Source organism: Serratia sp. NA_112.1 (genome assembly GCF_052691715.1).
Map to the genome: position 1 here is coordinate 1 of NZ_JBQZFO010000009.1, position 19046 is coordinate 19046.

At 54.7% G+C, this 19046-nt stretch carries 19 protein-coding genes; 4 read left to right on the plus strand and 15 right to left on the minus strand.

The annotated features are described in order from the left end of the window. On the plus strand, nt 1-226 hold a 226-nt coding region (locus ACUTQ5_RS16645; protein WP_261277335.1), incomplete at its 5' end, for a hypothetical protein. Between the two features lie 90 nt (nt 227-316). Here the strand turns inward: ACUTQ5_RS16645 and hemG are convergent. The 4 genes from hemG to pepQ are packed head-to-tail and all read right to left on the minus strand — an operon-like array spanning nt 317 to nt 4304. After that, nucleotides 317-850, minus strand: a complete 534-nt coding sequence (gene hemG, locus ACUTQ5_RS16650; protein WP_445652154.1) for a menaquinone-dependent protoporphyrinogen IX dehydrogenase — start codon at nt 848-850, stop codon at nt 317-319. A 22-nt stretch (nt 851-872) separates the two neighbouring features. Then, nucleotides 873-2324: a Trk system potassium transporter TrkH gene (gene trkH, locus ACUTQ5_RS16655; RefSeq protein WP_012004734.1), complete on the minus strand. Its 1452-nt coding sequence runs from the start codon at nt 2322-2324 to the stop codon at nt 873-875. A 34-nt stretch (nt 2325-2358) separates the two neighbouring features. Next, nucleotides 2359-2973, minus strand: a complete 615-nt coding sequence (locus ACUTQ5_RS16660; RefSeq protein WP_261166075.1) for an IMPACT family protein — start codon at nt 2971-2973, stop codon at nt 2359-2361. Next, nucleotides 2973-4304: a Xaa-Pro dipeptidase gene (gene pepQ / locus ACUTQ5_RS16665; RefSeq protein ID WP_445652155.1), complete on the minus strand. Its 1332-nt coding sequence runs from the start codon at nt 4302-4304 to the stop codon at nt 2973-2975. The genes ACUTQ5_RS16660 and pepQ overlap by 1 nt, the downstream gene beginning before the upstream one ends. 390 nt (nt 4305-4694) lie before the next feature. On the opposite strand from pepQ, the gene fadB reads away from it, so the two are divergent. Together fadB and fadA are read left to right on the plus strand one after the other, a co-directional pair. Continuing rightward, nucleotides 4695-6884 (plus strand): fatty acid oxidation complex subunit alpha FadB, encoded by a 2190-nt coding sequence (gene fadB, locus ACUTQ5_RS16670; RefSeq protein ID WP_445652156.1) that lies wholly within the window; start codon nt 4695-4697, stop codon nt 6882-6884. Between the two features lie 10 nt (nt 6885-6894). Beyond that, nucleotides 6895-8058 carry an acetyl-CoA C-acyltransferase FadA gene (fadA, locus tag ACUTQ5_RS16675; protein WP_445652157.1) on the plus strand — a complete coding sequence of 388 codons (1164 nt, stop codon included), beginning with the start codon at nt 6895-6897 and terminating at the stop codon, nt 8056-8058. A gap of 170 nt (nt 8059-8228) precedes the next feature. On the opposite strand, the gene fre is transcribed toward fadA, so the two are convergent. The 3 genes from fre to pepE form a co-directional block, all read right to left on the minus strand. Further along, nucleotides 8229-8930, minus strand: a complete 702-nt coding sequence (fre, locus tag ACUTQ5_RS16680; RefSeq protein WP_445652158.1) for an NAD(P)H-flavin reductase — start codon at nt 8928-8930, stop codon at nt 8229-8231. Nucleotides 8931-9103: 173 nt separating this feature from the next. Beyond that, nucleotides 9104-10600, minus strand: a complete 1497-nt coding sequence (gene ubiD / locus ACUTQ5_RS16685; protein WP_135314738.1) for a 4-hydroxy-3-polyprenylbenzoate decarboxylase — start codon at nt 10598-10600, stop codon at nt 9104-9106. Between the two features lie 88 nt (nt 10601-10688). Beyond that, the gene (gene pepE, locus ACUTQ5_RS16690) at nt 10689-11414 is read right to left on the minus strand and encodes a dipeptidase PepE (protein ID WP_445652159.1); all 726 of its coding nucleotides are present in this window, start codon (nt 11412-11414) and stop codon (nt 10689-10691) included. Nucleotides 11415-11658: 244 nt separating this feature from the next. Here pepE and rfaH point away from each other — a divergent pair, with 244 nt between their 5' ends. Continuing rightward, nucleotides 11659-12147: a transcription/translation regulatory transformer protein RfaH gene (gene rfaH / locus ACUTQ5_RS16695; protein WP_445652160.1), complete on the plus strand. Its 489-nt coding sequence runs from the start codon at nt 11659-11661 to the stop codon at nt 12145-12147. A gap of 165 nt (nt 12148-12312) precedes the next feature. On the opposite strand, the gene hemB is transcribed toward rfaH, so the two are convergent. The 8 genes from hemB to ubiE form a co-directional block, all read right to left on the minus strand. Beyond that, a complete protein-coding gene (gene hemB / locus ACUTQ5_RS16700) occupies nt 12313-13335 on the minus strand; it encodes a porphobilinogen synthase (protein WP_012004724.1) in 1023 nt (340 codons plus the stop codon). A 14-nt stretch (nt 13336-13349) separates the two neighbouring features. Next, a complete protein-coding gene (gene tatD / locus ACUTQ5_RS16705; RefSeq protein WP_445652161.1) occupies nt 13350-14132 on the minus strand; it encodes a 3'-5' ssDNA/RNA exonuclease TatD in 783 nt (260 codons plus the stop codon). A gap of 213 nt (nt 14133-14345) precedes the next feature. Further along, nucleotides 14346-15116 (minus strand): Sec-independent protein translocase subunit TatC, encoded by a 771-nt coding sequence (tatC, locus tag ACUTQ5_RS16710; RefSeq protein ID WP_261093067.1) that lies wholly within the window; start codon nt 15114-15116, stop codon nt 14346-14348. 3 nt (nt 15117-15119) lie between these two features. Then, nucleotides 15120-15686, minus strand: a complete 567-nt coding sequence (gene tatB / locus ACUTQ5_RS16715; RefSeq protein ID WP_445652162.1) for a Sec-independent protein translocase protein TatB — start codon at nt 15684-15686, stop codon at nt 15120-15122. Between the two features lie 3 nt (nt 15687-15689). Further along, nucleotides 15690-15953: a Sec-independent protein translocase subunit TatA gene (gene tatA / locus ACUTQ5_RS16720; protein ID WP_085116539.1), complete on the minus strand. Its 264-nt coding sequence runs from the start codon at nt 15951-15953 to the stop codon at nt 15690-15692. 80 nt (nt 15954-16033) lie between these two features. Further along, nucleotides 16034-17665 carry a ubiquinone biosynthesis regulatory protein kinase UbiB gene (gene ubiB, locus ACUTQ5_RS16725; RefSeq protein ID WP_445652163.1) on the minus strand — a complete coding sequence of 544 codons (1632 nt, stop codon included), beginning with the start codon at nt 17663-17665 and terminating at the stop codon, nt 16034-16036. Beyond that, nucleotides 17662-18270, minus strand: coding sequence for a ubiquinone biosynthesis protein UbiJ (gene ubiJ, locus ACUTQ5_RS16730; RefSeq protein ID WP_445652164.1), 609 nt, complete (start codon nt 18268-18270; stop codon nt 17662-17664). Before ubiJ ends, ubiB begins: the two co-directional genes overlap by 4 nt. A 13-nt stretch (nt 18271-18283) precedes the next feature. Then, nucleotides 18284-19039, minus strand: a complete 756-nt coding sequence (gene ubiE, locus ACUTQ5_RS16735) for a bifunctional demethylmenaquinone methyltransferase/2-methoxy-6-polyprenyl-1,4-benzoquinol methylase UbiE (protein WP_012004718.1) — start codon at nt 19037-19039, stop codon at nt 18284-18286. Between the last annotated feature and the right edge of the window lie 7 nt (nt 19040-19046).

Below are 19046 nucleotides of genomic sequence, written 5' to 3' on the forward strand. Positions count from 1 at the left end.
CGAACCCGAAGGTTCTGGATATCGTCTTGTGGAGTGCCCACACAGATTGTCTGATAAATTGTTAAAGAGCAGTGAGTTAGCCGCCGTGGCTTGCTATCTCGAGGTGGCGTATATTACGCTTTTCACCCGAAGAGTCAAGCGTTTATTTCGCTTTTCTCTTTCCGACTGGGCGACTTGGTTCTCGTTAGAGGAGTCGTTGTTCCCGGTCAGTGGAGGCGCATTATAGGGAGTTCTCAGAAGGCCGCAACCCCTAAATGCAAAAAACTTTTCAAGCGCGGATTATTTCAACAAAGCGCTGCACAAGTCAGCGTTTTCGTCACTTTTCATACTGAATATGGCCAAACTCCTGGGCAAAACGATCCACCTGCTGCCAGTCTGTGTACTCCACTTCTTTACTGGTATCTGTTTCGCCCCCCGTCATACGCATAATAAGTTGAATCATGACTCGATCGAACCAGCGATAACGTGGATAGCGAAGCGCGCCGGCAAACACGGCACACTGTTTTGGCTGCCAGGGAGAAGACAAGAGGAACTTGCGGGTATAGGCGTTGGTCTGTGGCGAACGCTTGTCTGCCGTACGGGCGGTCAGGTTAACGCTAAAAAACGCGCTCGGCATCTGGTTCAACTGCTCAACATGCCTCTTAACAAACTTCTCCAGTGTCGGATGAAAATGGCCATAGCGTATCGAGGCACCAATCAGCACCTGCTGATACTGGCTGAGGTCGACATTATCCGCCTGTAGCAAATCGATCACATCGCAGCGCAGCGTATCCTGCAATTTGCTTGCTATATAAGAAGCAATAGAACGTGTTTGCCCATCACGGCTAGAATAAAGAATCAGTGCCTTCACGGCGTTACTCCTTCTATCAGGATCATTCACGCCAGAATGTCGGCGTGAACAGAACCAGCAGTGTAAAGACTTCAAGGCGCCCGAACAGCATCGTCAGGACCAAGATCCACTTCGCCGGGGCAGGCATAGTAGTGAAGTTATCCGCCACCACTCCCAGCCCAGGCCCAAGGTTGTTCAGCGTCGCCGTGACCGCAGCAAAAGCAGAAAAATCATCAACGCCGGTGGCAATAATCGCCAACATGCTGACGATAAACACCAACGCATATGCAGAGAAGAAACCCCATACCGCCTCCAGGATGCGTTCCGGAAGCGCGCGGTTACCCAACTTGATAGTGTAAACCGCATTAGGGTGCACCAGCCTTTTTAGCTCACGCGAGCCCTGTAAATACAGCAGCAGAATGCGAATCACCTTCAGGCCGCCACCGGTCGAGCCGGCACAGCCACCAATAAATGCAGAGCACAGCAACAACATCGGCAGGAATAACGGCCATTTGGCAATACTATCAGTCGTAAAACCGGCAGTTGTCGCCATAGACACTACCTGGAAGAACGCCTGATTGACCGTTTCCATACCGGTTTTGTAGACACCATGCCCCCACAACACGGCAGTACACACCACTACCAGCGTCAACTGCACGGCAATGAACATGCGGAACTCAGGATCGCGCCAGTAAACTTTCAGGCTACGGCCGCTCAGCAAGGCGAAGTGCAAGCCGTAATTACAACCGGAGATCAGCAGGAAAATAGCAATGATAGTGTTGATGGTCGGACTGGCGTAATAACCGATGCTGGCGTCATGGGTAGAGAAACCGCCAATCGCGATGGTCGAGAAGCTGTGGCCAATGGCGTCAAACACTGACATGCCAGCGCCCCAAAGCGCCAGTGCACAGGCAATGGTCAACAGGACATAAATCAGCCACAGGGTTTTGGCCGTTTCGGCAATGCGCGGCCGCATTTTATTATCTTTCAACGGGCCTGGCATTTCTGCGCGATACAGCTGCATGCCACCAACACCGAGGATCGGCAGTATCGCCACTGCCAACACAATGATCCCCATCCCGCCCATCCATTGCAGCATCTGCCGATAGAACAAAATGGCTTTGGGTAGTGAGTCCAGCCCCACCAGCGTCGTCGCGCCGGTGGTGGTTAAACCGGAAAATGATTCGAAGAAGGCATCGGTCAGTGAAAGATTAGGCCGCTCCGAGAATAAAAACGGTAATGCCCCGACGCTGCCCAGCACCGTCCAGAACAACACCACAATCAGAAAACCCTCTCGCGGCTTCAGCTCATGCTTTTGTTTACGGTTGGGCCACCACAGCATCAGACCGATGGTTACCGCTACAAAGAAGGTTTGGCTGAACGCCCGCCCCGCCCCATCGCGGTATATCAATGCCACCAGCCCAGGAATAAACATCGTCCCGGAGAACAGGATGACCAGCAAACCAACGATACGGGTTATAGCGCGAAAATGCATTTCAGCACGATCCTTAGCAATTCAGTTGGGGGAATTATTGCGAAATGGGGGTTAATTGCAAATTACCGCGACTGAGATCACGTAATTTATTCCCGAACGCTTCGACACCGGTGACCGGCAAAGCCAGATGCAACATGACGGAAGCACCATATTCCCCCTGCACTATCCGTCCTTCAGTTTGCTGCAATAAATTCTCTACCAATGCCAACTGAGCATAGTCACATTGCAAAGTATATTCGGCCTGCGGGATTTTGTAGCTCACGGCCAATTGCTTTAATGCCTGCTGCACGCCACTGCCGTAGGCTCTCACCAAACCGCCGGTGCCCAACTTGATACCGCCGTAGTAACGCACGACCACGGCGGTGATTTCGCCGATTCCACTGCCCATCAGTTGTGCAAGAATGGGTTTACCGGCCGTGCCGGAAGGTTCGCCGTCGTCGGAGAAACCCAACTGTTGTGAGTCAGTCGGTGAGCCTGCGACAAATGCCCAGCAATGATGCCTGGCCGCAGGGTGTTCATCACGAACCTGCTGGATAAACGCCTTTGCCGCATCAACCCCGCTGGTCGGTGCCAGCAGGGTGATAAAACGACTCTTCTTTATTTCTTCACTGACGCTGACGGGGCCTGCCGGGATCGGGTAAGGCTGCATCAGGCCAGATTCAGATCGCGCGTCATGTTCTCGATACGCTTTTCGTGGATCACGATATTGTCTTCAATACGGATACCACCATAAGGTTTCAGCGCATCGATGCGATCCCAGGCAAAGTGTTGACTGAATTCGCCGCTGCGCCATGGCGCCAACAGGGAATCAATAAAATACATACCGGGTTCAATGGTTAACACCATGCCAGGTTGCAACACGCGGGTGCAGCGCAGGTACGGGTATTTGGATGGGGCGGCGAGATGGGTACCCTGTTCATCCTGCATAAAGCCGGCAGAGTCATGCACCTGCAATCCCAGGGGATGGCCCAGGCCGTGTGGCAGGAATGGCGTGGTCAGCCCCTGCTCAACCATCGCCTCTTCACTGATGCCGGTCACCAGTTTGTGGCTCTTGAGCAGTTTGGCGATACGTTGATGCATTTGCACATGGTAATCGGTGTAACGCACTCCGGCTTTAATGGTCTCCATCAGTGCCAGTTGCTCACCGTTAAGATCTTTTATCAGATGCGCGAAATCACTGCCGCTCTGGCCAGCGTAGGTACGAGTCAGATCGGCAGCGTAACCGTTATATTCGGCACCGGCATCAAGCAGGAAGCTCAGCATTTCTGACGGTGGTTGATGATCCAACGTGGTGTAATGCAGTACCGACGCATGCTCATTCAGCGCAACAATGTTGTCATAAGGCACATCGGTGTCACGATGCCCCGTGGCGGTGAGGTAAGCCTGGTTGATATCAAACTCACTCATGCCTGACAGGAAGGCCTCATGAGCAGCACGGTGCCCCATAACCGCGGTTTTCTGCGCTTCGCGCATGCAGGCCAGCTCGTAGCCAGTTTTGATTGAGCGATGGAAATCGAGGTAATTCAACACTGCTTTCGGGTTGACGTTTTCTGCCAGGATACCGAGATCGCGGGCACGTTGCTGCGCATAGCCGATATAACCCACACGCTCACGCTGGGCAGGAAGTTGCTGCGCGATATCATCAGCATTGGCCAAGGGCATCAGTTCAACGGATTTGGTCCAGAAACTCTCCGGCAGTGGCTCAACGCTGTGCCAGTAATCGACCGGCGAATAGAACCACAGCTTCGGTTTGTTAACGCCATCCACCCACAACCAGCAGTTGGGTACCGAGGTGACTGGCACCCAAGCCTTAAAGTGCGCGTTCACTTTGAACGGATAGCTGCGATCATCTTGGAATATCCTTTGCAGCTCTCCTGAGTGAATCAGCAGCGCATCCAGTTTGTTGCGCGTTAACACTTCACACGCCCGTTTTTGCAGTTCTGCCAGGTGGTCGTTATACAAAGAAGCCAGCGTTTCCATCACAATACCCTTATACATACCATTAGAACGGAATGAGTCATCTTAGCACACCGTTCAGGTGCACCAACCCCATCAGCTCTGGCATGCGGAGCGGTTCGCAAATCGCTGTAAACGTCGTTACATCCGTAGCTTAACAATTAACCAGGCGAGCAGACCAAGCCGCGCGATGGCGGCCGCCCAACGCGACGATAAAGGCTTATGAAGGCTTTCACTCGTCGACAAATCAGCATAAAGCATAAAATATAACTTCGTTTTAAATCAAAGCACTAACTCATAGTCATGTGATCAGACTAGCAAAAATGCAATCTCTCATTTGCATATTGTTAACATAAAAACCACACTCCTCATCATCTGGTCATACCAGATCAAACGCTGATTCAGGAGATAGACATGCTCTACCAAGGCGAAACATTACAACTGCACTGGCTCGACAACGGCATCGCCGAGCTGGTGTTCAATGCCCCAGGCTCGGTAAACAAGCTGGATACACGCACCGTTGCCAGCTTGGGCGAAGCGCTCGCGGTGCTGGAAAAGCAGACCGAGTTAAAAGGCCTGCTGCTGCGTTCTACCAAGGCCGCCTTTATTGTCGGCGCCGACATCACCGAATTCCTTTCGCTGTTTGCTGCCCCGGCTGAAAAGCTGCAGCAGTGGCTGAACTTCGCCAATGCGATCTTTAACCGGCTGGAAGATTTGCCGGTGCCAACCATTTCGGCCATTAACGGCTATGCGCTCGGCGGTGGCTGCGAATGTGTTCTGGCGACCGACTTCCGCGTTGCATCTCCGGATGCGCGTATCGGCCTGCCGGAAACCAAACTGGGTATTATGCCCGGCTTCGGCGGCTCGGTTCGCTTGCCACGCCTGTTGGGTAACGACAGCGCACTGGAAATTATCGCCGCCGGTAAGGACGTCAGTGCCAAAGATGCATTGAAGGTTGGCCTGGTGGATGCGGTAGTTGCACCGGAGAAGTTGGTGGATGCTGCGCTGAACATGCTGCAACAGGCGATTGAGGGCAAATTGGACTGGCGCGCCTATCGCCAGCCAAAGCTCGAGCCGTTGAAACTCAGCCCAATTGAAGCGGCCATGAGCTTCACCACCGCCAAAGGCATGGTGATGCAAACGGCCGGGAAACACTATCCGGCGCCAATGACCGCAGTCAAAACCATTGAGGCCGCAGCCAAGCTGGGCCGTGATGAAGCGCTGAAACTGGAAAGCGCCAGCTTTGTGCCGTTGGCCCGCTCCAAAGAGGCCCGCGCGCTGGTTGGCATCTTCCTTAATGACCAATTTGTGAAAGGTCAGGCGAAGAAGCTGGCAAAAGGTGTCGAAGCACCGAAGCAGGCTGCCGTGTTGGGTGCCGGTATCATGGGTGGCGGTATCGCCTACCAGTCGGCACTAAAAGGCGTGCCGGTTGTCATGAAAGACATCAGCGACAAGTCCCTGACGCTCGGTATGAACGAAGCCGCCAAGCTGCTGAACAAGCAGTTGGAACGCGGCAAGCTCGATGGCATGAAAATGGCCCAAGTGCTGTCGACCATTCAACCCCGGCTTGATTACGCCGGTATCGAGCGCGCTCAGGTGATCGTCGAAGCCGTGGTCGAAAATCCAAAGATTAAGGCGGCAGTACTGTCCGAAGTGGAAGGCTTGATCGGTGAAGATACCGTACTGGCGTCCAATACCTCGACCATTCCTATTAATCACCTGGCCAAATCGCTCAAACGCCCACAGAACTTCTGCGGCATGCACTTCTTTAACCCGGTACATCGCATGCCACTGGTGGAAATCATCCGTGGTGAGCAGACCAGCGACAGCACCATCGCCGCCGTGGTGGCCTATGCCAGCCGTATGGGTAAAACGCCGATTGTGGTTAACGACTGCCCAGGGTTCTTCGTCAACCGTGTGCTGTTCCCGTATTTTGCCGGTTTCAGCATGCTACTGCGCGACGGTGCGGACTTCCGCCAGATCGACAAAGTGATGGAAAAACAGTTTGGTTGGCCAATGGGCCCAGCTTATCTGCTCGACGTTGTGGGGATTGATACCGCGCACCACGCCCAGGCGGTGATGGCGACCGGCTTCCCTGAGCGCATGAGCAAAGATTACCGCGACGCTATCGACGTGATGTTCGATAACCAGCGTTTTGGTCAGAAAAATCAGTTGGGCTTCTATCGTTACAGCCAGGACAACAAAGGCAAGCCACGTAAAGATAACGATGAGCAGACCGATGTGCTGCTGGCCGAAGTCAGCCAACCGCGTCAGACCATCAGCGACGAAGAAATTATCACCCGCATGATGATCCCGATGATTAACGAAGTGGTGCGCTGCCTGGAAGAAAACATTATTGCCAGCCCGGCCGAAGCCGATATGGCGCTGGTTTACGGCATCGGTTTCCCTCCGTTCCACGGCGGGGCGTTCCGCTACCTGGATACGCTTGGCACCGCCAATTATGTTGAACTGGCCCAGCGTTATGCGCATCTTGGCGCCCTGTATCAGGTGCCTGCCGGCCTGCGTGCCAAAGCTGAACATAATGAAAGCTACTACCCGGTGGCAGCGCCGCTGTCCGATGTCTCCACTGGCCAACCGGCATGAGGTCATAAAGATGGAAAACGTAGTTATTGTTGATGCCGTACGCACGCCGATGGGCCGCTCCAAGGGCGGCGCCTTCCGCCAGGTACGTGCTGAAGATCTTTCCGCTCATCTGATGCGTGCCGTACTGAGCCGTAATCCGTCACTGGATGCCGCCGAAATTGACGACATTTACTGGGGTTGCGTGCAGCAAACGCTGGAGCAGGGCTTTAACATTGCCCGTAACGCTTCGCTGCTGGCTGAGATCCCACACAGTGTCCCGGCGGTCACCGTCAACCGACTGTGCGGCTCATCCATGCAGGCACTACACGACGCCGCACGCGCCATTATGGTCGGCGATGCACACGTCAGCCTGATTGGTGGCGTAGAACATATGGGCCACGTACCGATGAATCACGGTGTGGATTTCCACCCGGGTCTGAGTCGCAGCGTGGCAAAAGCCGCCGGTATGATGGGGCTGACCGCCGAGATGCTGGCCAAGATGCACAATATCAGCCGCCAGATGCAGGATGAGTTCGCAGCACGCTCGCACCAACGCGCGCATGCCGCCACCCTGGCCGGCTATTTCAAGAATGAAATCATCCCAACCACCGGCCACGATGCCGACGGCGTGCTGACTCGTTATGACTTTGACGAAGTGATCCGTCCGGAAACCACCGTCGCCAGTCTTGCAGCGCTGCGCCCGGCCTTCGATCCGGTCAACGGGACCGTGACCGCCGGCACTTCTTCAGCGTTGTCCGATGGTGCGTCTGCCATGCTGTTGATGAGTGAATCACGCGCCAAAGCGCTTGGCCTGAAAGCCCGCGCCCGCATTCGTTCAATGGCGGTAGTCGGTTGCGATCCTTCCATCATGGGCTACGGCCCGGTGCCTGCCAGCAAATTGGCGCTCAAACGTGCCGGACTGAGCGTGCAGGACATCGACCTGTTTGAACTGAATGAAGCCTTTGCCGCCCAGTCACTGCCGTGCATCAAGGATTTGGGACTGTTGGACAGCATCGACGACAAAATCAACCTGAACGGCGGTGCCATTGCTCTGGGCCACCCATTAGGCTGCTCGGGCTCGCGTATCTCGACTACCCTGCTGAACAATATGGAACGCCGCAACGTACAGTTTGGTCTGGCGACCATGTGTATCGGTCTGGGTCAGGGGATTGCCACCGTTTTTGAACGCGTTTAGCTGTGTCTATTAGGGATGACTGCGTCAACACTTCAAACCGCAGCATTCCACCAAGTTTAGTTGCCGTACTTCCCGCCTGTCAGGGGCGGGTTTTTTACGTCTGAATTCTTCTGACGCCCCCAATAAAAAGGGGCAGCCATTGGCCACCCCGTTTGCTACTGCTTCGCGCCTCAGATAAACGAGAAGGCGTCGCCAAACATATGCGCTTCCAGCGCGCCACGTTCGGCACAGAAACGTTCGCGAGCGATTTTTGCCATCTCGAAGCGACCGGCAATATAAATGTCGTGCTCTGCCAGCGTCCCGAAATCTTGCAGCACCGCGCTGAGCACCGTGCCACTACGGCCACGCCACTCCTCTTCCGGCTGTTCAACTACCGGTATGACTTTCAGATTTGGATGCCGCAACGACAGCGCTTCCAGCTCGCTCAAGTCATACAGGTGCTTCAGCTCACGTCCGCCCCAATAGATGGAAATATCGCGTTCCGGCTGCTGCTCCAGTGCGGCCAACAGAATCGAGCGCGCGTAGGAGAAACCTGTGCCACCGGCGATCAACACCAGCGGACGGCTGCCTTCTTCACGCAACCAGGCGTCACCGTGCGGGATATCAACGGTAATCGCCCGCTCTTTCAGAATGCGACCCATCACCGCCATGGCGTACAGATTCAGCTCCGAAGCGCCAATATGTAGCTCAATGTAATCCTGGTCTGACGGAATGGAGGCCAGTGAGAACGGACGCTTGTCACGCTCATCCATCACGACCATCAGATACTGTCCTGCCTTGAAAGAAAACGGTGCCTCAGGCACCAAGCGTACCCGATAAACCGTATCGGTAATGGCCTCTACGGAGGTCACTTTACAGCTCAATATTGTCATGCGTTCCCTCTGTCGGGTCATCAATGCAAAACTGAGAACAGAACCTGTCATACCCTTCATACTTGAAGCTGCATTTTGTTGGCTTTCCTCGCTTATCCCAGTCACTTACTCAAGTAAGCTCTTGGGATTCGCTGCGTTGCCGCCTCAATGCAACTCCAATTATTTTGGGTATATTATAATGTCGGTTCTCTGTCACTGAAAATTGCGAGCTCATCCCAGATTTCATCGACGCGCGCACGCACCTTTTCATCCATCTGAATCGGACGGCCCCATTCGCGCTGGGTTTCACCCGGCCATTTATTGGTGGCATCCAGCCCCATCTTCGAACCCAAACCGGAAACCGGTGAGGCGAAGTCCAAATAATCGATCGGCGTATTCTCCACCAAAACAGTATCCCTTGCCGGATCCATTCGGGTGGTGATCGCCCAAATCACATCATTCCAGTCGCGTGCGTTGACGTCATCGTCGCAGACGATAACAAATTTGGTGTACATAAACTGACGTAGGAACGACCAGACCCCCATCATTACGCGTTTGGCATGACCAGCATACTGTTTCTTGATAGTCACCACCGCCAGGCGATAAGAGCACCCCTCAGGCGGCAGGTAGAAATCGACAATTTCCGGGAACTGCTTTTGCAAGATAGGAACGAAAACTTCATTCAGCGCCACGCCTAACACCGCAGGCTCATCCGGTGGACGGCCGGTATAGGTCGAGTGATAAATGGCATCACGACGCTGGGTGATATGGGTGATGGTGAATACCGGGAAGTGGTCAATTTCGTTGTAGTAACCGGTGTGATCGCCATACGGGCCTTCAGGCGCCATTTCACCCGGTTCGATATAGCCTTCCAACACGATTTCCGCGCTGGCGGGCACTTCCAGATCGCAGGAGATACACTTGACCACTTCGGTTTTGTTGCCGCGCAACAGCCCGGCAAAGGCATATTCAGACAGGGTATCCGGCACTGGCGTGACCGCACCGAGAATGGTGGCGGGATCCGCGCCCAGCGCAACCGCAACCGGGAAACGCTCACCGGGGTGCGCCTGGCACCATTCAAGATAATCCAGCGCGCCGCCGCGGTGCGACAGCCAACGCATGATGACTTTATTCTTACTCAGCACCTGTTGACGATAAATACCCAGGTTCTGCCGCTCTTTTTGCGGCCCACGGGTCACGGTCAGGCCCCAGGTGATCAGCGGTGCGGCATCTTCCGGCCAGCAGTGCATCACCGGAATACGGCTGAGATCGACGTCATCACCCTGCCATACCTGCTCCTGACAAGGCGCTGAACCCAATACCTTGGTCGGCATGTTCAGCACTTGCTTGAACTTCGGCAGTTTATCGAACAGATCGCGAAAGCCCTTTGGTGGCTCCGGCTCTTTCAGGAACGCCAGCAACTTGCCGACCTCGCGCAACGAGCTGACATCCTCCTGGCCCATCCCCATCGCTACACGACCAGGAGTACCGAACAGATTGCACAGCACTGGCATGTCGTACCCTTTCGGGTTTTCGAACAGCAATGCCGGGCCGCCCGCACGTAAAGTACGATCGGCAATTTCTGTCATTTCCAGATAGGGATCAATCGGCTGGCTAATGCGTTTTAGTTCGCCTCTCTTTTCCAGCAACGAGAGGAAATCGCGTAAGTCACGGTATTTCATGCTGATCATTATAACGGCCAGTGAGGAGGATATTATAAGCCCTCTTCACGGTTGTTGCTGCACTTTTGTTAAACACCGGTAAAGACCTCACCAGCACTCAGTGACACGTGAACGGCACCAGCGGGCGTAATGCCTGCGTATCCTGGTACTCATGGGTCTCTGCGCCTTGGCGGAACACCTTGAAGCCCTGGTCTCTGGCACTGAAATAACGTAATTCATTGCCCTCAACATGCAACATGCTGCCCTCGCGCAGCGCCACCACAGATTCGCTCGGATTAACCGCGCAGAACTCCGCCAGGCGCTCATCACGGGTTTCGCCCATGTGACCGCTGATATGGGCGTCAATGTAGTGCGGGTTAATCTGCACCGGGAACAGGCTCAACGCCGGCAACACCACGCTGTTGCGTACCGGCATGTCATTGGTGGTACGGATACTTGGCGTAGCCACGTTACAACCGGCGCTCCAGCCAATATAGGGGACGCTACGTTCACGAACAGCCCGCTGGATCGGGACAATCAGGCCTTTCTCATGCAGCATTTGGTTCAGCATCCAGGTATTGCCGCCGCTGACCAGGATACATTCCGCCTGTTCAATTGCCGCAGCCGGGGATTCGGCATGGTGAATGCTGGTGACCTTGATACCCAACGTTTGCGCCAGCTCCTGCGCACGCTGATCGTAATCACCGCGGATCATGGCATATGGGATAAAGACGGCGGACGTGATACTGCGGCGCGCGATCATCGCCAACAGGTGGCTCTTGGCATAGCCCAGCAGCTCACTCTCACCGGACAGTTTACCGTTGCTTAACAGAAATAACTCCATTTCTCCCCCTCAATCAAAAACGATGAATGCCGTCACATCAGGCGACAGCGCCCCGAGGCATACTGCGACGGTAGCAAATTTTTAGCCCTCTGTTATACCCAAGCCGTGCGGATAAGTGTGTGACCCCTCGCTAATTGCAAAAGATTCATGCAGATAGCGGCTGTTACATGCTGAAACCTGCATCACTATGTATCCGTAATGGCTTTTGATATGCTTACCGGCTGACAGAAAGGCATGTGAAATTATGGAATCCTGGTATCTATTGTATTGCAAACGCGGCCAGCTCTTACGGGCGCAGGAACATCTCGAGCGGCAGGAAGTGAACTGCCTGAGCCCGATCATTACGCTGGAAAAGATCGTTCGCGGCAAACGCATCGCGGTCAGCGAACCCCTGTTCCCCAACTATCTATTTGTGGAATTCGATCCGGAGCGTATCCATACCACCACCATCAGTGCAACACGTGGTGTCAACCACTTCGTGCGCTTTGGTTCGACACCGGCCACTATCCCGCAGAAGGTCATCGAAGAGTTGCAGACTCATACCTGCGAAACCTATGTCGATCCGGAAACGCCGCAACCTGGCGATAGTGTGTTGATCGTCGATGGGGTGTTCGAAGGGCTGCAGGCGATTTACACCGAGCCGGACGGCGAAGCGCGCTCAATGCTGTTGCTCAACCTGATCAACAAACAGGTCAGCCAAAGCGTGGACAACCGACAGTTCCAAAAGCTGTAATGTAAAAAAGGCGCCCAAGGCGCCTTTCAGACTGATGACAAACCTCATTCCTGCCCAGAGCAAGTAGAGGCCGATAAACAAAAATCAGGAGAAACCACGCTTTTTCCTGCTTTGTCAGCAACCTAAAAGGCGCCCAAGGCGCCTTTTTTATTGGATACTCGCGCCTTAGCGCTGCATTGCGTCGTCATGCATCCACTGAGCTACCCGCTTGGCGAAGTAGGTCAGCACGCCATCCGCACCGGCACGCTTGAAGCACATCAACGACTCCATCACCGCCGGTTGTTCCTGTAACCAACCGTTTTGAATCGCCGCCATGTGCATCGCATATTCACCAGACACCTGATAGGCGAAGGTCGGCACACCGAAGGTGTCTTTCACCCGGCGTACCACGTCCAGATACGGCATGCCCGGCTTCACCATTACCATATCTGCACCTTCCTGCAGATCCTGCGCAATTTCCTGTAGCGCTTCGTCGCTGTTGGCAGGGTCCATCTGGTAGGTTTTCTTATTGCCACCTTTCAGATTACCGCTGGAACCGAGCGCATCCCGGAACGGGCCATAGTAGCAAGACGCATATTTGGCTGAGTAAGCCATGATCTGAGTGTTAATCAGGCCCTGATGTTCCAGTTGATCGCGGATCGCACCAATTCGGCCATCCATCATGTCACTTGGTGCCACGATTTCTGCACCGGCTTCAGCATGGGACAGTGCCTGGCGTACTAAAATCTCTTTGGTGATGTCGTTAATCACATAACCTTGCTCGTCAATGATGCCGTCCTGACCGTGGGTGGTGTAAGGGTCGAGCGCCACATCAGTCAAAATACCCAGCTCTGGCACCGCGTCTTTCAACGCACGTACTGTACGCTGCACCAGGCCGTCCGGGTTATAAGCTTCTTCTGCGTGCAGTGACTTGAGGCCCGGCTCAATGACCGGGAACAGGGAGATCACCGGCACGCCCAGCTTGGCAATGGCTTCCGCTTCTTTAACCAGCAGGTCGATGCTCATACGCGATACGCCAGGCATCGATGCCACGGCTTCTTGGCGGTTACTGCCTTCCATGACAAATACTGGGTAGATCAGGTCGTTAACCGTCAGTTGGTTCTCCGCCACCAGGCGACGACTGAAATCATGACGGCGCACGCGGCGCATACGGCGACCTGGGAAGGTGCCCGGAAATGCATAGCTCATAGTTTTCTCCTAACTCATTCCAGCCGGAATAGCCGGCGGGCGTTCTCATCGATTTTTCGCCCCAGCCATTCGGGATCCTCTTGCCGCCAGGCAGCCACCTGCCGGACGATATGAGGCAAAAAACAGGGTTCGTTGCGGCGAGATGCGGGTTTCGGAAGTAAATCCCGGGGCAACAGATAGGGGGCGTCGGTTTCCAGCAACAGACGGTCCGCCGGGATCTGCGGCAGCAACGCACGCAATTCCAGGCCACGCCGCTCATCGCAGACCCAACCGGTAATACCCACCGACAGGCCTAACGACAGGCAGTTTTCCAATTCTTCGGCAGTGCCGGTAAAACAGTGGACCACGGCCGCGGGCAGTTTATCCAACCAAGGGGTCAGCAGCGCGGCAAATCGTGCGTGTGCATCACGGCAATGAAGAAAAACCGGCATCGACAGCTCTGCTGCCAGCGCCAACTGCGCGCTGAATGCCGCTTCCTGCTGCTTCGGGGTAGAAAAGTTACGGTTGAAATCCAGCCCGCATTCACCAATAGCCGCGACCTGCGTCAAAGAGGCTAACTCGCGGATTTGGTCTGCGGCCCGATGGTCCCAACCGCTGGCATGGTGAGGATGTACGCCGACAGTGGACCAGCAAAAACCCGCATGCTGTTGCGCCAGTTCACTGGCAGCCAGGCTTTCCGGCAGATCGGTACCAGTAATCAGCAGCCCTGTTACACCTGCAGCACGGGCGCGCTCCACCACCGCCGGACGGTCTTTGGCAAATTGTGAGCTGGTGAGATTGACGCCGATATCAAACATGATGTTCCCAAAGTAAAAGCCGCCCATCGGGCGGCTTCAGACTGATGACAAACCTCATTCCTGCCCAGAGCGAGTCGAGGCCGATAAATAAAAATCAGGAAAATCAATTTATTGATTTTCGGCTGCTCACCACAAAGCAGGAAAAACCACGCTTTTTCCTGCTTTGTCAGCAACCTAAAGCCGCCCATCGGGCGGCTTGCGACATACTAATTTTTAAGGTGCCGGGGGTTCATCGCCCTCATCTTCTTCTTCCGGCTGCGCGCGACGCTTACCCGTGTAGAAACGGGCAAAGAAAACGCCCACTTCAAACAACAGGTACATCGGGATCGCCAACAGAGTCTGAGAGAACACATCCGGCGGGGTCAACAGCATACCAACCACGAAAGCGCCAACCAGCACGTAAGGTCGTTTCTTTTTCAGGTCTTCCGGTGAAGTGACGCCACTCCAGCACAGCAGAATAATGGCAACCGGTACCTCAAAGGCCACGCCGAACGCCATAAACAGCGCCATGACGAAATCGAGGTAGTTATTGATGTCGGTGGCAATCATCACCCCGGCAGGCGCGGTCTTGGCAAAAAAACCGAACGCCAACGGGAACACGATAAAGTAGGCAAACGCCATGCCGAGATAAAACAGCAGGCTGCTGGAGACCAGTAAAGGCATCATCAGACGGCGTTCATGCTTGTATAACGCCGGTGCGATAAACGACCACACCTGATACAGGATCACCGGTGCAGACACAAACACCGAGACGATCATGGTCAGCTTGATCGGAGTAAAGAACGGTGAAGCCACGTCGGTGGCGATCATGCTCGCCCCGGCAGGCAACTGCTTGATCAGCGGTGCAGACACCAGTTGATAAATGTCATTGGCGAAAAAAACCAGCACCAGGAAGATCGCCAGTATGCTGATAATCGAGTTTAACAGCCGCTTACGCAGTTCTATCAGATGACTGATAAGGGGTTGGGTATCTTCAACAGCCATGTTTTAACGATCGCCACTAGGTTGGTGAGACGCTGGGGTTTTATCCACAACAGGTTCTGAGGTTGCCTGAACGGCCGACGCGACCGGTTGTTTAACCGGCTCGACCACGGGTTGTGCAGCCGGCGGCGTTACCGCAACCACCGGCTCCGGCACGGCAGCCGGGGACGATGCCACAGCCGCAGCCTCTGCCGGCGTCACACCGTCATGAATGGCTTCAGGATCGGTGACCAGAGGGTTATGGATGGTGTGCGCAGGTTCGGTTTTATCGTCACTGCCGCCCTGATAAGAACGTTTCAGCGATTCCGCCGCGTCTTTCAGCTCATCCATTGACGCCTTCAGCTCCGGCGACAAATTCTGCATGCCCGCCTTCTCTACCTTTTTCAGGCTATCCTGCAGTTCCTGCAGTTTTAGTTCCTGAGAAAGTTCGTTCTGCACCGAAGCCGCCAGCGATCGCAGCGCGCGGATCCAGCCCGAAACTGTTCTTACCGCAACCGGCAACCGTTCCGGTCCGAGTACCACCAGGCCGATAACCAGAACCAGCAACAGTTCACTAAACCCAATGTCAAACACGGTTTATACCTGCTCTTTGTTCTTCGACTCTTCCGTTTTCACTTCCGGCTGCTTATCGGTAATAGGCTTGGCCGTGAAGTCAGCGTCATCCAGGCTGCTTTTCTCAGCCGTGTTGGTCGGCGGCGTATTTTCATCGCCGATCGCCTTTTTGAAACCTTTGATTGATGCACCGAGATCAGAGCCCAGCGTACGGAGCTTTTTGGTACCAAACAGCAGCACCACGATCACTGCGATGATCAACAATTGCGTAATACTAATACCGCCCATTGCAATTACCTCTATTTTTACAGGTTTTTTTCAAAATCCGTCGCATTATACGGCAGATTTTACCAGAGTTTCGAATCAATTCAGGTGGTTCGCTTCCAGCCAATCACCCAGGATACGATGCCGGCCGTTATCAGCCACGCAGGGAACACTTCAACATCCCCCAACAGCAAAATCGTACCGCTTACTAACAGTGTAGCGCCAACGCCGAACAAATAACGCGATTGTCCCTGACGAACGCGCTGGGCCTGCATCTGATTGGTCAGCTTATCAACGCTTTGTTGCAACAGTTTATGCTGCTGCAGGCTGTCGTAAAATAATTCGGGCAGTTCGGGCAGTTTCTCGGCCCAAAACGGCGCTTTTTCTTTCAGTGCGCGGAGCACTGCTGGTATACCGACCTGATCACGCATCCAACTTTCCAGGAACGGCTTCGCAGTGGTCCACAAATCCAGCTGTGGATAGAGCTGCCGGCCCAGACCTTCAACATACAGCAAGGTCTTCTGCAATAACACCAGTTGGGGCTGCACTTCCATATTGAAACGGCGTGCGGTATTGAACAGGTTCATCAGCACGTTGCCGAACGAAATTTCCGACAGTGGCTTTTCGAAAATCGGCTCACACACTGTGCGAATAGCGAATTCGAAATCTTCCACGTTGGTGTCGCGCGGCACCCAGCCAGAATCAACGTGCAGCTCTGCAACCTTGCGATAGTCGCGATTGAAGAAGGCAATAAAGTTTTCCGCCAGATAGCGTTTATCGTCTTTGTTCAACGAGCCGACAATACCGCAGTCAATGCCGATATAGCAGGGATCTTCAGGATGCTCATAGCTGACAAAAATATTACCGGGATGCATGTCTGCATGGAAGAAACTGTCGCGGAAGACCTGGGTGAAGAACACCTGAACCCCGCGTTCGGCCAACAGTTTCATGTTGGTGCCCTGCTTTTCCAGCGTTGGGATATCCGAAACCGGAATTCCGTAGATGCGCTCCATCACCAACACGCTTTCGCGGCAGTAATCGGAATAAACCTCCGGCACGTACAGCATCGGGCTACCGTCGAAATTACGGCGCAGCTGGATGGCGTTGGCCGCTTCACGCAGCAGGTTCAACTCATCCAGCAAGGTCTTTTCATATTCGCGCACTACTTCACGCGGACGCAGACGGCGACCATCCGGCAGCAGCTTTGGCACCCAGGCCGCCAAACGATACATCAGGCGGACGTCAGCCCTGATGATCGGCCGGATATCGGGCCGAATCACCTTCAGAACCACTTCCTGCCCGGTCGTTTTTAGCCGTGCGGTATGCACCTGAGCTATCGATGCCGAAGCCAGCGCCTGCTGGTCAAAATCATCAAACCAGGTTTCCAGCGGGCCGCCCATCGCCAACTCAATATGCTTGCGCGCCAGTGCACCATCGAAGGGGGCAACCCGGTCCTGCAGCAAAGTCAGTTGATCGGCAATCTGTGGTGGGAACAGGTCGCGGCGGGTGGACATCATCTGCCCAAACTTGATCCATACCGGTCCCAGCTCCTGCAAGGCCAAACGCAGACGCTCACCCAGAGGTTTATCCGCATGGCGGTTTGGCATCCAGAACAGCAGACGGCGCCCCACGCGCAGCGGCAACGTCAAGCGCATCTGGGGGATCAGTTCATCCAGGCCATAGCTGAGAAAAACGCGGACGATCAAATACAGGCGGCGTAGTTCGCCAGGGGTCATCGTTTACCCTCCAACTTGTCCATGCGAGCAATCAGCGCTTCGAGGTTGCGAACGGTGGCATCAACTTCCTCGTTGAACCACACAACTTCCAGTGGGCCTGGTGCCACGCGCCACTCTTCCGTCAGCGTTTCCGCTACATAATGCTGTTGACGCTGGAAGCCGGTCTTCAGCAGGTTCGCGCCCTTACCGAGCACCTGCGTAATACCCTGCGCGGCAATATCACCGATGTAGGGGGCCAACCATTCAGCCGGATCCCACTCTGCCAGATCGAGCAGCCCAACCAGTTGCTGAACCACCTGAATATCCCCTTCGACGATCAGCTCACCGCTACGCATCAATGGCGAAAGTTGCTGGCGATCCCGCAGCTTCAGCAACACCGAGATGCGGCTGCGCACCGTGCAGTCGGCGGTATCTTCAGACTGACCAAGCACATCAACACGCTGCTCACTGAACAGCAACACCAGCGGTGAGGAAAGCTCTTGCAATTCAATACGCAAGACCTTACCTGCCAGGCGCAAACGGGCGGCTTTCATGCTGCGATCGCGGAACAACAGGCTATTGAGCGATGTTTCCAGCACGCCGGTCAACAACGGGGTTAACAGCATCGGCATGTCCATATCAGAACTTGAAGCCGCGATGCAGGGCCACAATACCGCCGGTCAGGTTAAAATAGGTCACGTTGTCAAAGCCGGCAGCCCCCATCATGCCTTTCAGGGTTTCCTGATCGGGATGCATGCGGATCGACTCAGCCAAATAGCGGTAACTTTCCGGATCCTTCACCACCAGCTCACCGATTTTCGGCAGCACGTGGAACGAGTAAGCGTCATAGGCTTTACTTAACGGCGCCAGCAGCGGTTTGGAGAACTCCAGCACCAGCAAACGGCCGCCCGGCTTAAGCACGCGGAACATGGAACGCAGCGCTTTGTCCTTGTCGGTCACGTTACGCAGGCCGAAGGAAATGGTAATGCAGTCAAAATAGTTATCCGGGAACGGCAGCGCCTCGGCATTGGCCTGCACATAGTTGACGTTGCCAATAATGCCACGGTCACGCAGCTTCTCGCGCCCCATCTTCAGCATGGAATCGTTAATGTCCGCCAGTACCACCTGCCCCTGCTCGCCGACCATGCGGGAGAACTTGGCGGCCAGGTCACCGGTACCACCGGCCAGATCCAACACCCGCTGCCCACGGCGAACGCCGCTGCAGTCAATGGTAAAACGCTTCCAGATACGGTGGATACCAAACGACATCAGGTCGTTCATCACGTCATACTTTGCAGCTACCGAATGAAAAACGTCTGCCACCATGGCCTGCTTCTCGTCTCTAGCTACGGTGCGAAAACCGAAGTCGGTGGTTTCCTGCGGTTGATCTGCCATTGTCCTG

Excerpts from the sequence above, each read along its gene's own strand:
- trkH (WP_012004734.1), bottom strand. The coding sequence starts at position 2,324 with ATGCATTTTCGCGCTATAACCCGTATCGTTGGTTTGCTGGTCATCCTG.
- ACUTQ5_RS16660 (WP_261166075.1), bottom strand. The coding sequence starts at position 2,973 with ATGCAGCCTTACCCGATCCCGGCAGGCCCCGTCAGCGTCAGTGAAGAA.
- pepQ (WP_445652155.1), bottom strand. The coding sequence starts at position 4,304 with ATGGAAACGCTGGCTTCTTTGTATAACGACCACCTGGCAGAACTGCAA.
- fadB (WP_445652156.1), top strand. The coding sequence starts at position 4,695 with ATGCTCTACCAAGGCGAAACATTACAACTGCACTGGCTCGACAACGGC.
- fadA (WP_445652157.1), top strand. The coding sequence starts at position 6,895 with ATGGAAAACGTAGTTATTGTTGATGCCGTACGCACGCCGATGGGCCGC.
- fre (WP_445652158.1), bottom strand. The coding sequence starts at position 8,930 with ATGACAATATTGAGCTGTAAAGTGACCTCCGTAGAGGCCATTACCGAT.
- ubiD (WP_135314738.1), bottom strand. The coding sequence starts at position 10,600 with ATGATCAGCATGAAATACCGTGACTTACGCGATTTCCTCTCGTTGCTG.
- pepE (WP_445652159.1), bottom strand. The coding sequence starts at position 11,414 with ATGGAGTTATTTCTGTTAAGCAACGGTAAACTGTCCGGTGAGAGTGAG.
- rfaH (WP_445652160.1), top strand. The coding sequence starts at position 11,659 with ATGGAATCCTGGTATCTATTGTATTGCAAACGCGGCCAGCTCTTACGG.
- hemB (WP_012004724.1), bottom strand. The coding sequence starts at position 13,335 with ATGAGCTATGCATTTCCGGGCACCTTCCCAGGTCGCCGTATGCGCCGC.
- tatD (WP_445652161.1), bottom strand. The coding sequence starts at position 14,132 with ATGTTTGATATCGGCGTCAATCTCACCAGCTCACAATTTGCCAAAGAC.
- tatC (WP_261093067.1), bottom strand. The coding sequence starts at position 15,116 with ATGGCTGTTGAAGATACCCAACCCCTTATCAGTCATCTGATAGAACTG.
- tatA (WP_085116539.1), bottom strand. The coding sequence starts at position 15,953 with ATGGGCGGTATTAGTATTACGCAATTGTTGATCATCGCAGTGATCGTG.
- ubiB (WP_445652163.1), bottom strand. The coding sequence starts at position 17,665 with ATGACCCCTGGCGAACTACGCCGCCTGTATTTGATCGTCCGCGTTTTT.
- ubiJ (WP_445652164.1), bottom strand. The coding sequence starts at position 18,270 with ATGCTGTTAACCCCGTTGTTGACCGGCGTGCTGGAAACATCGCTCAAT.
- ubiE (WP_012004718.1), bottom strand. The coding sequence starts at position 19,039 with ATGGCAGATCAACCGCAGGAAACCACCGACTTCGGTTTTCGCACCGTA.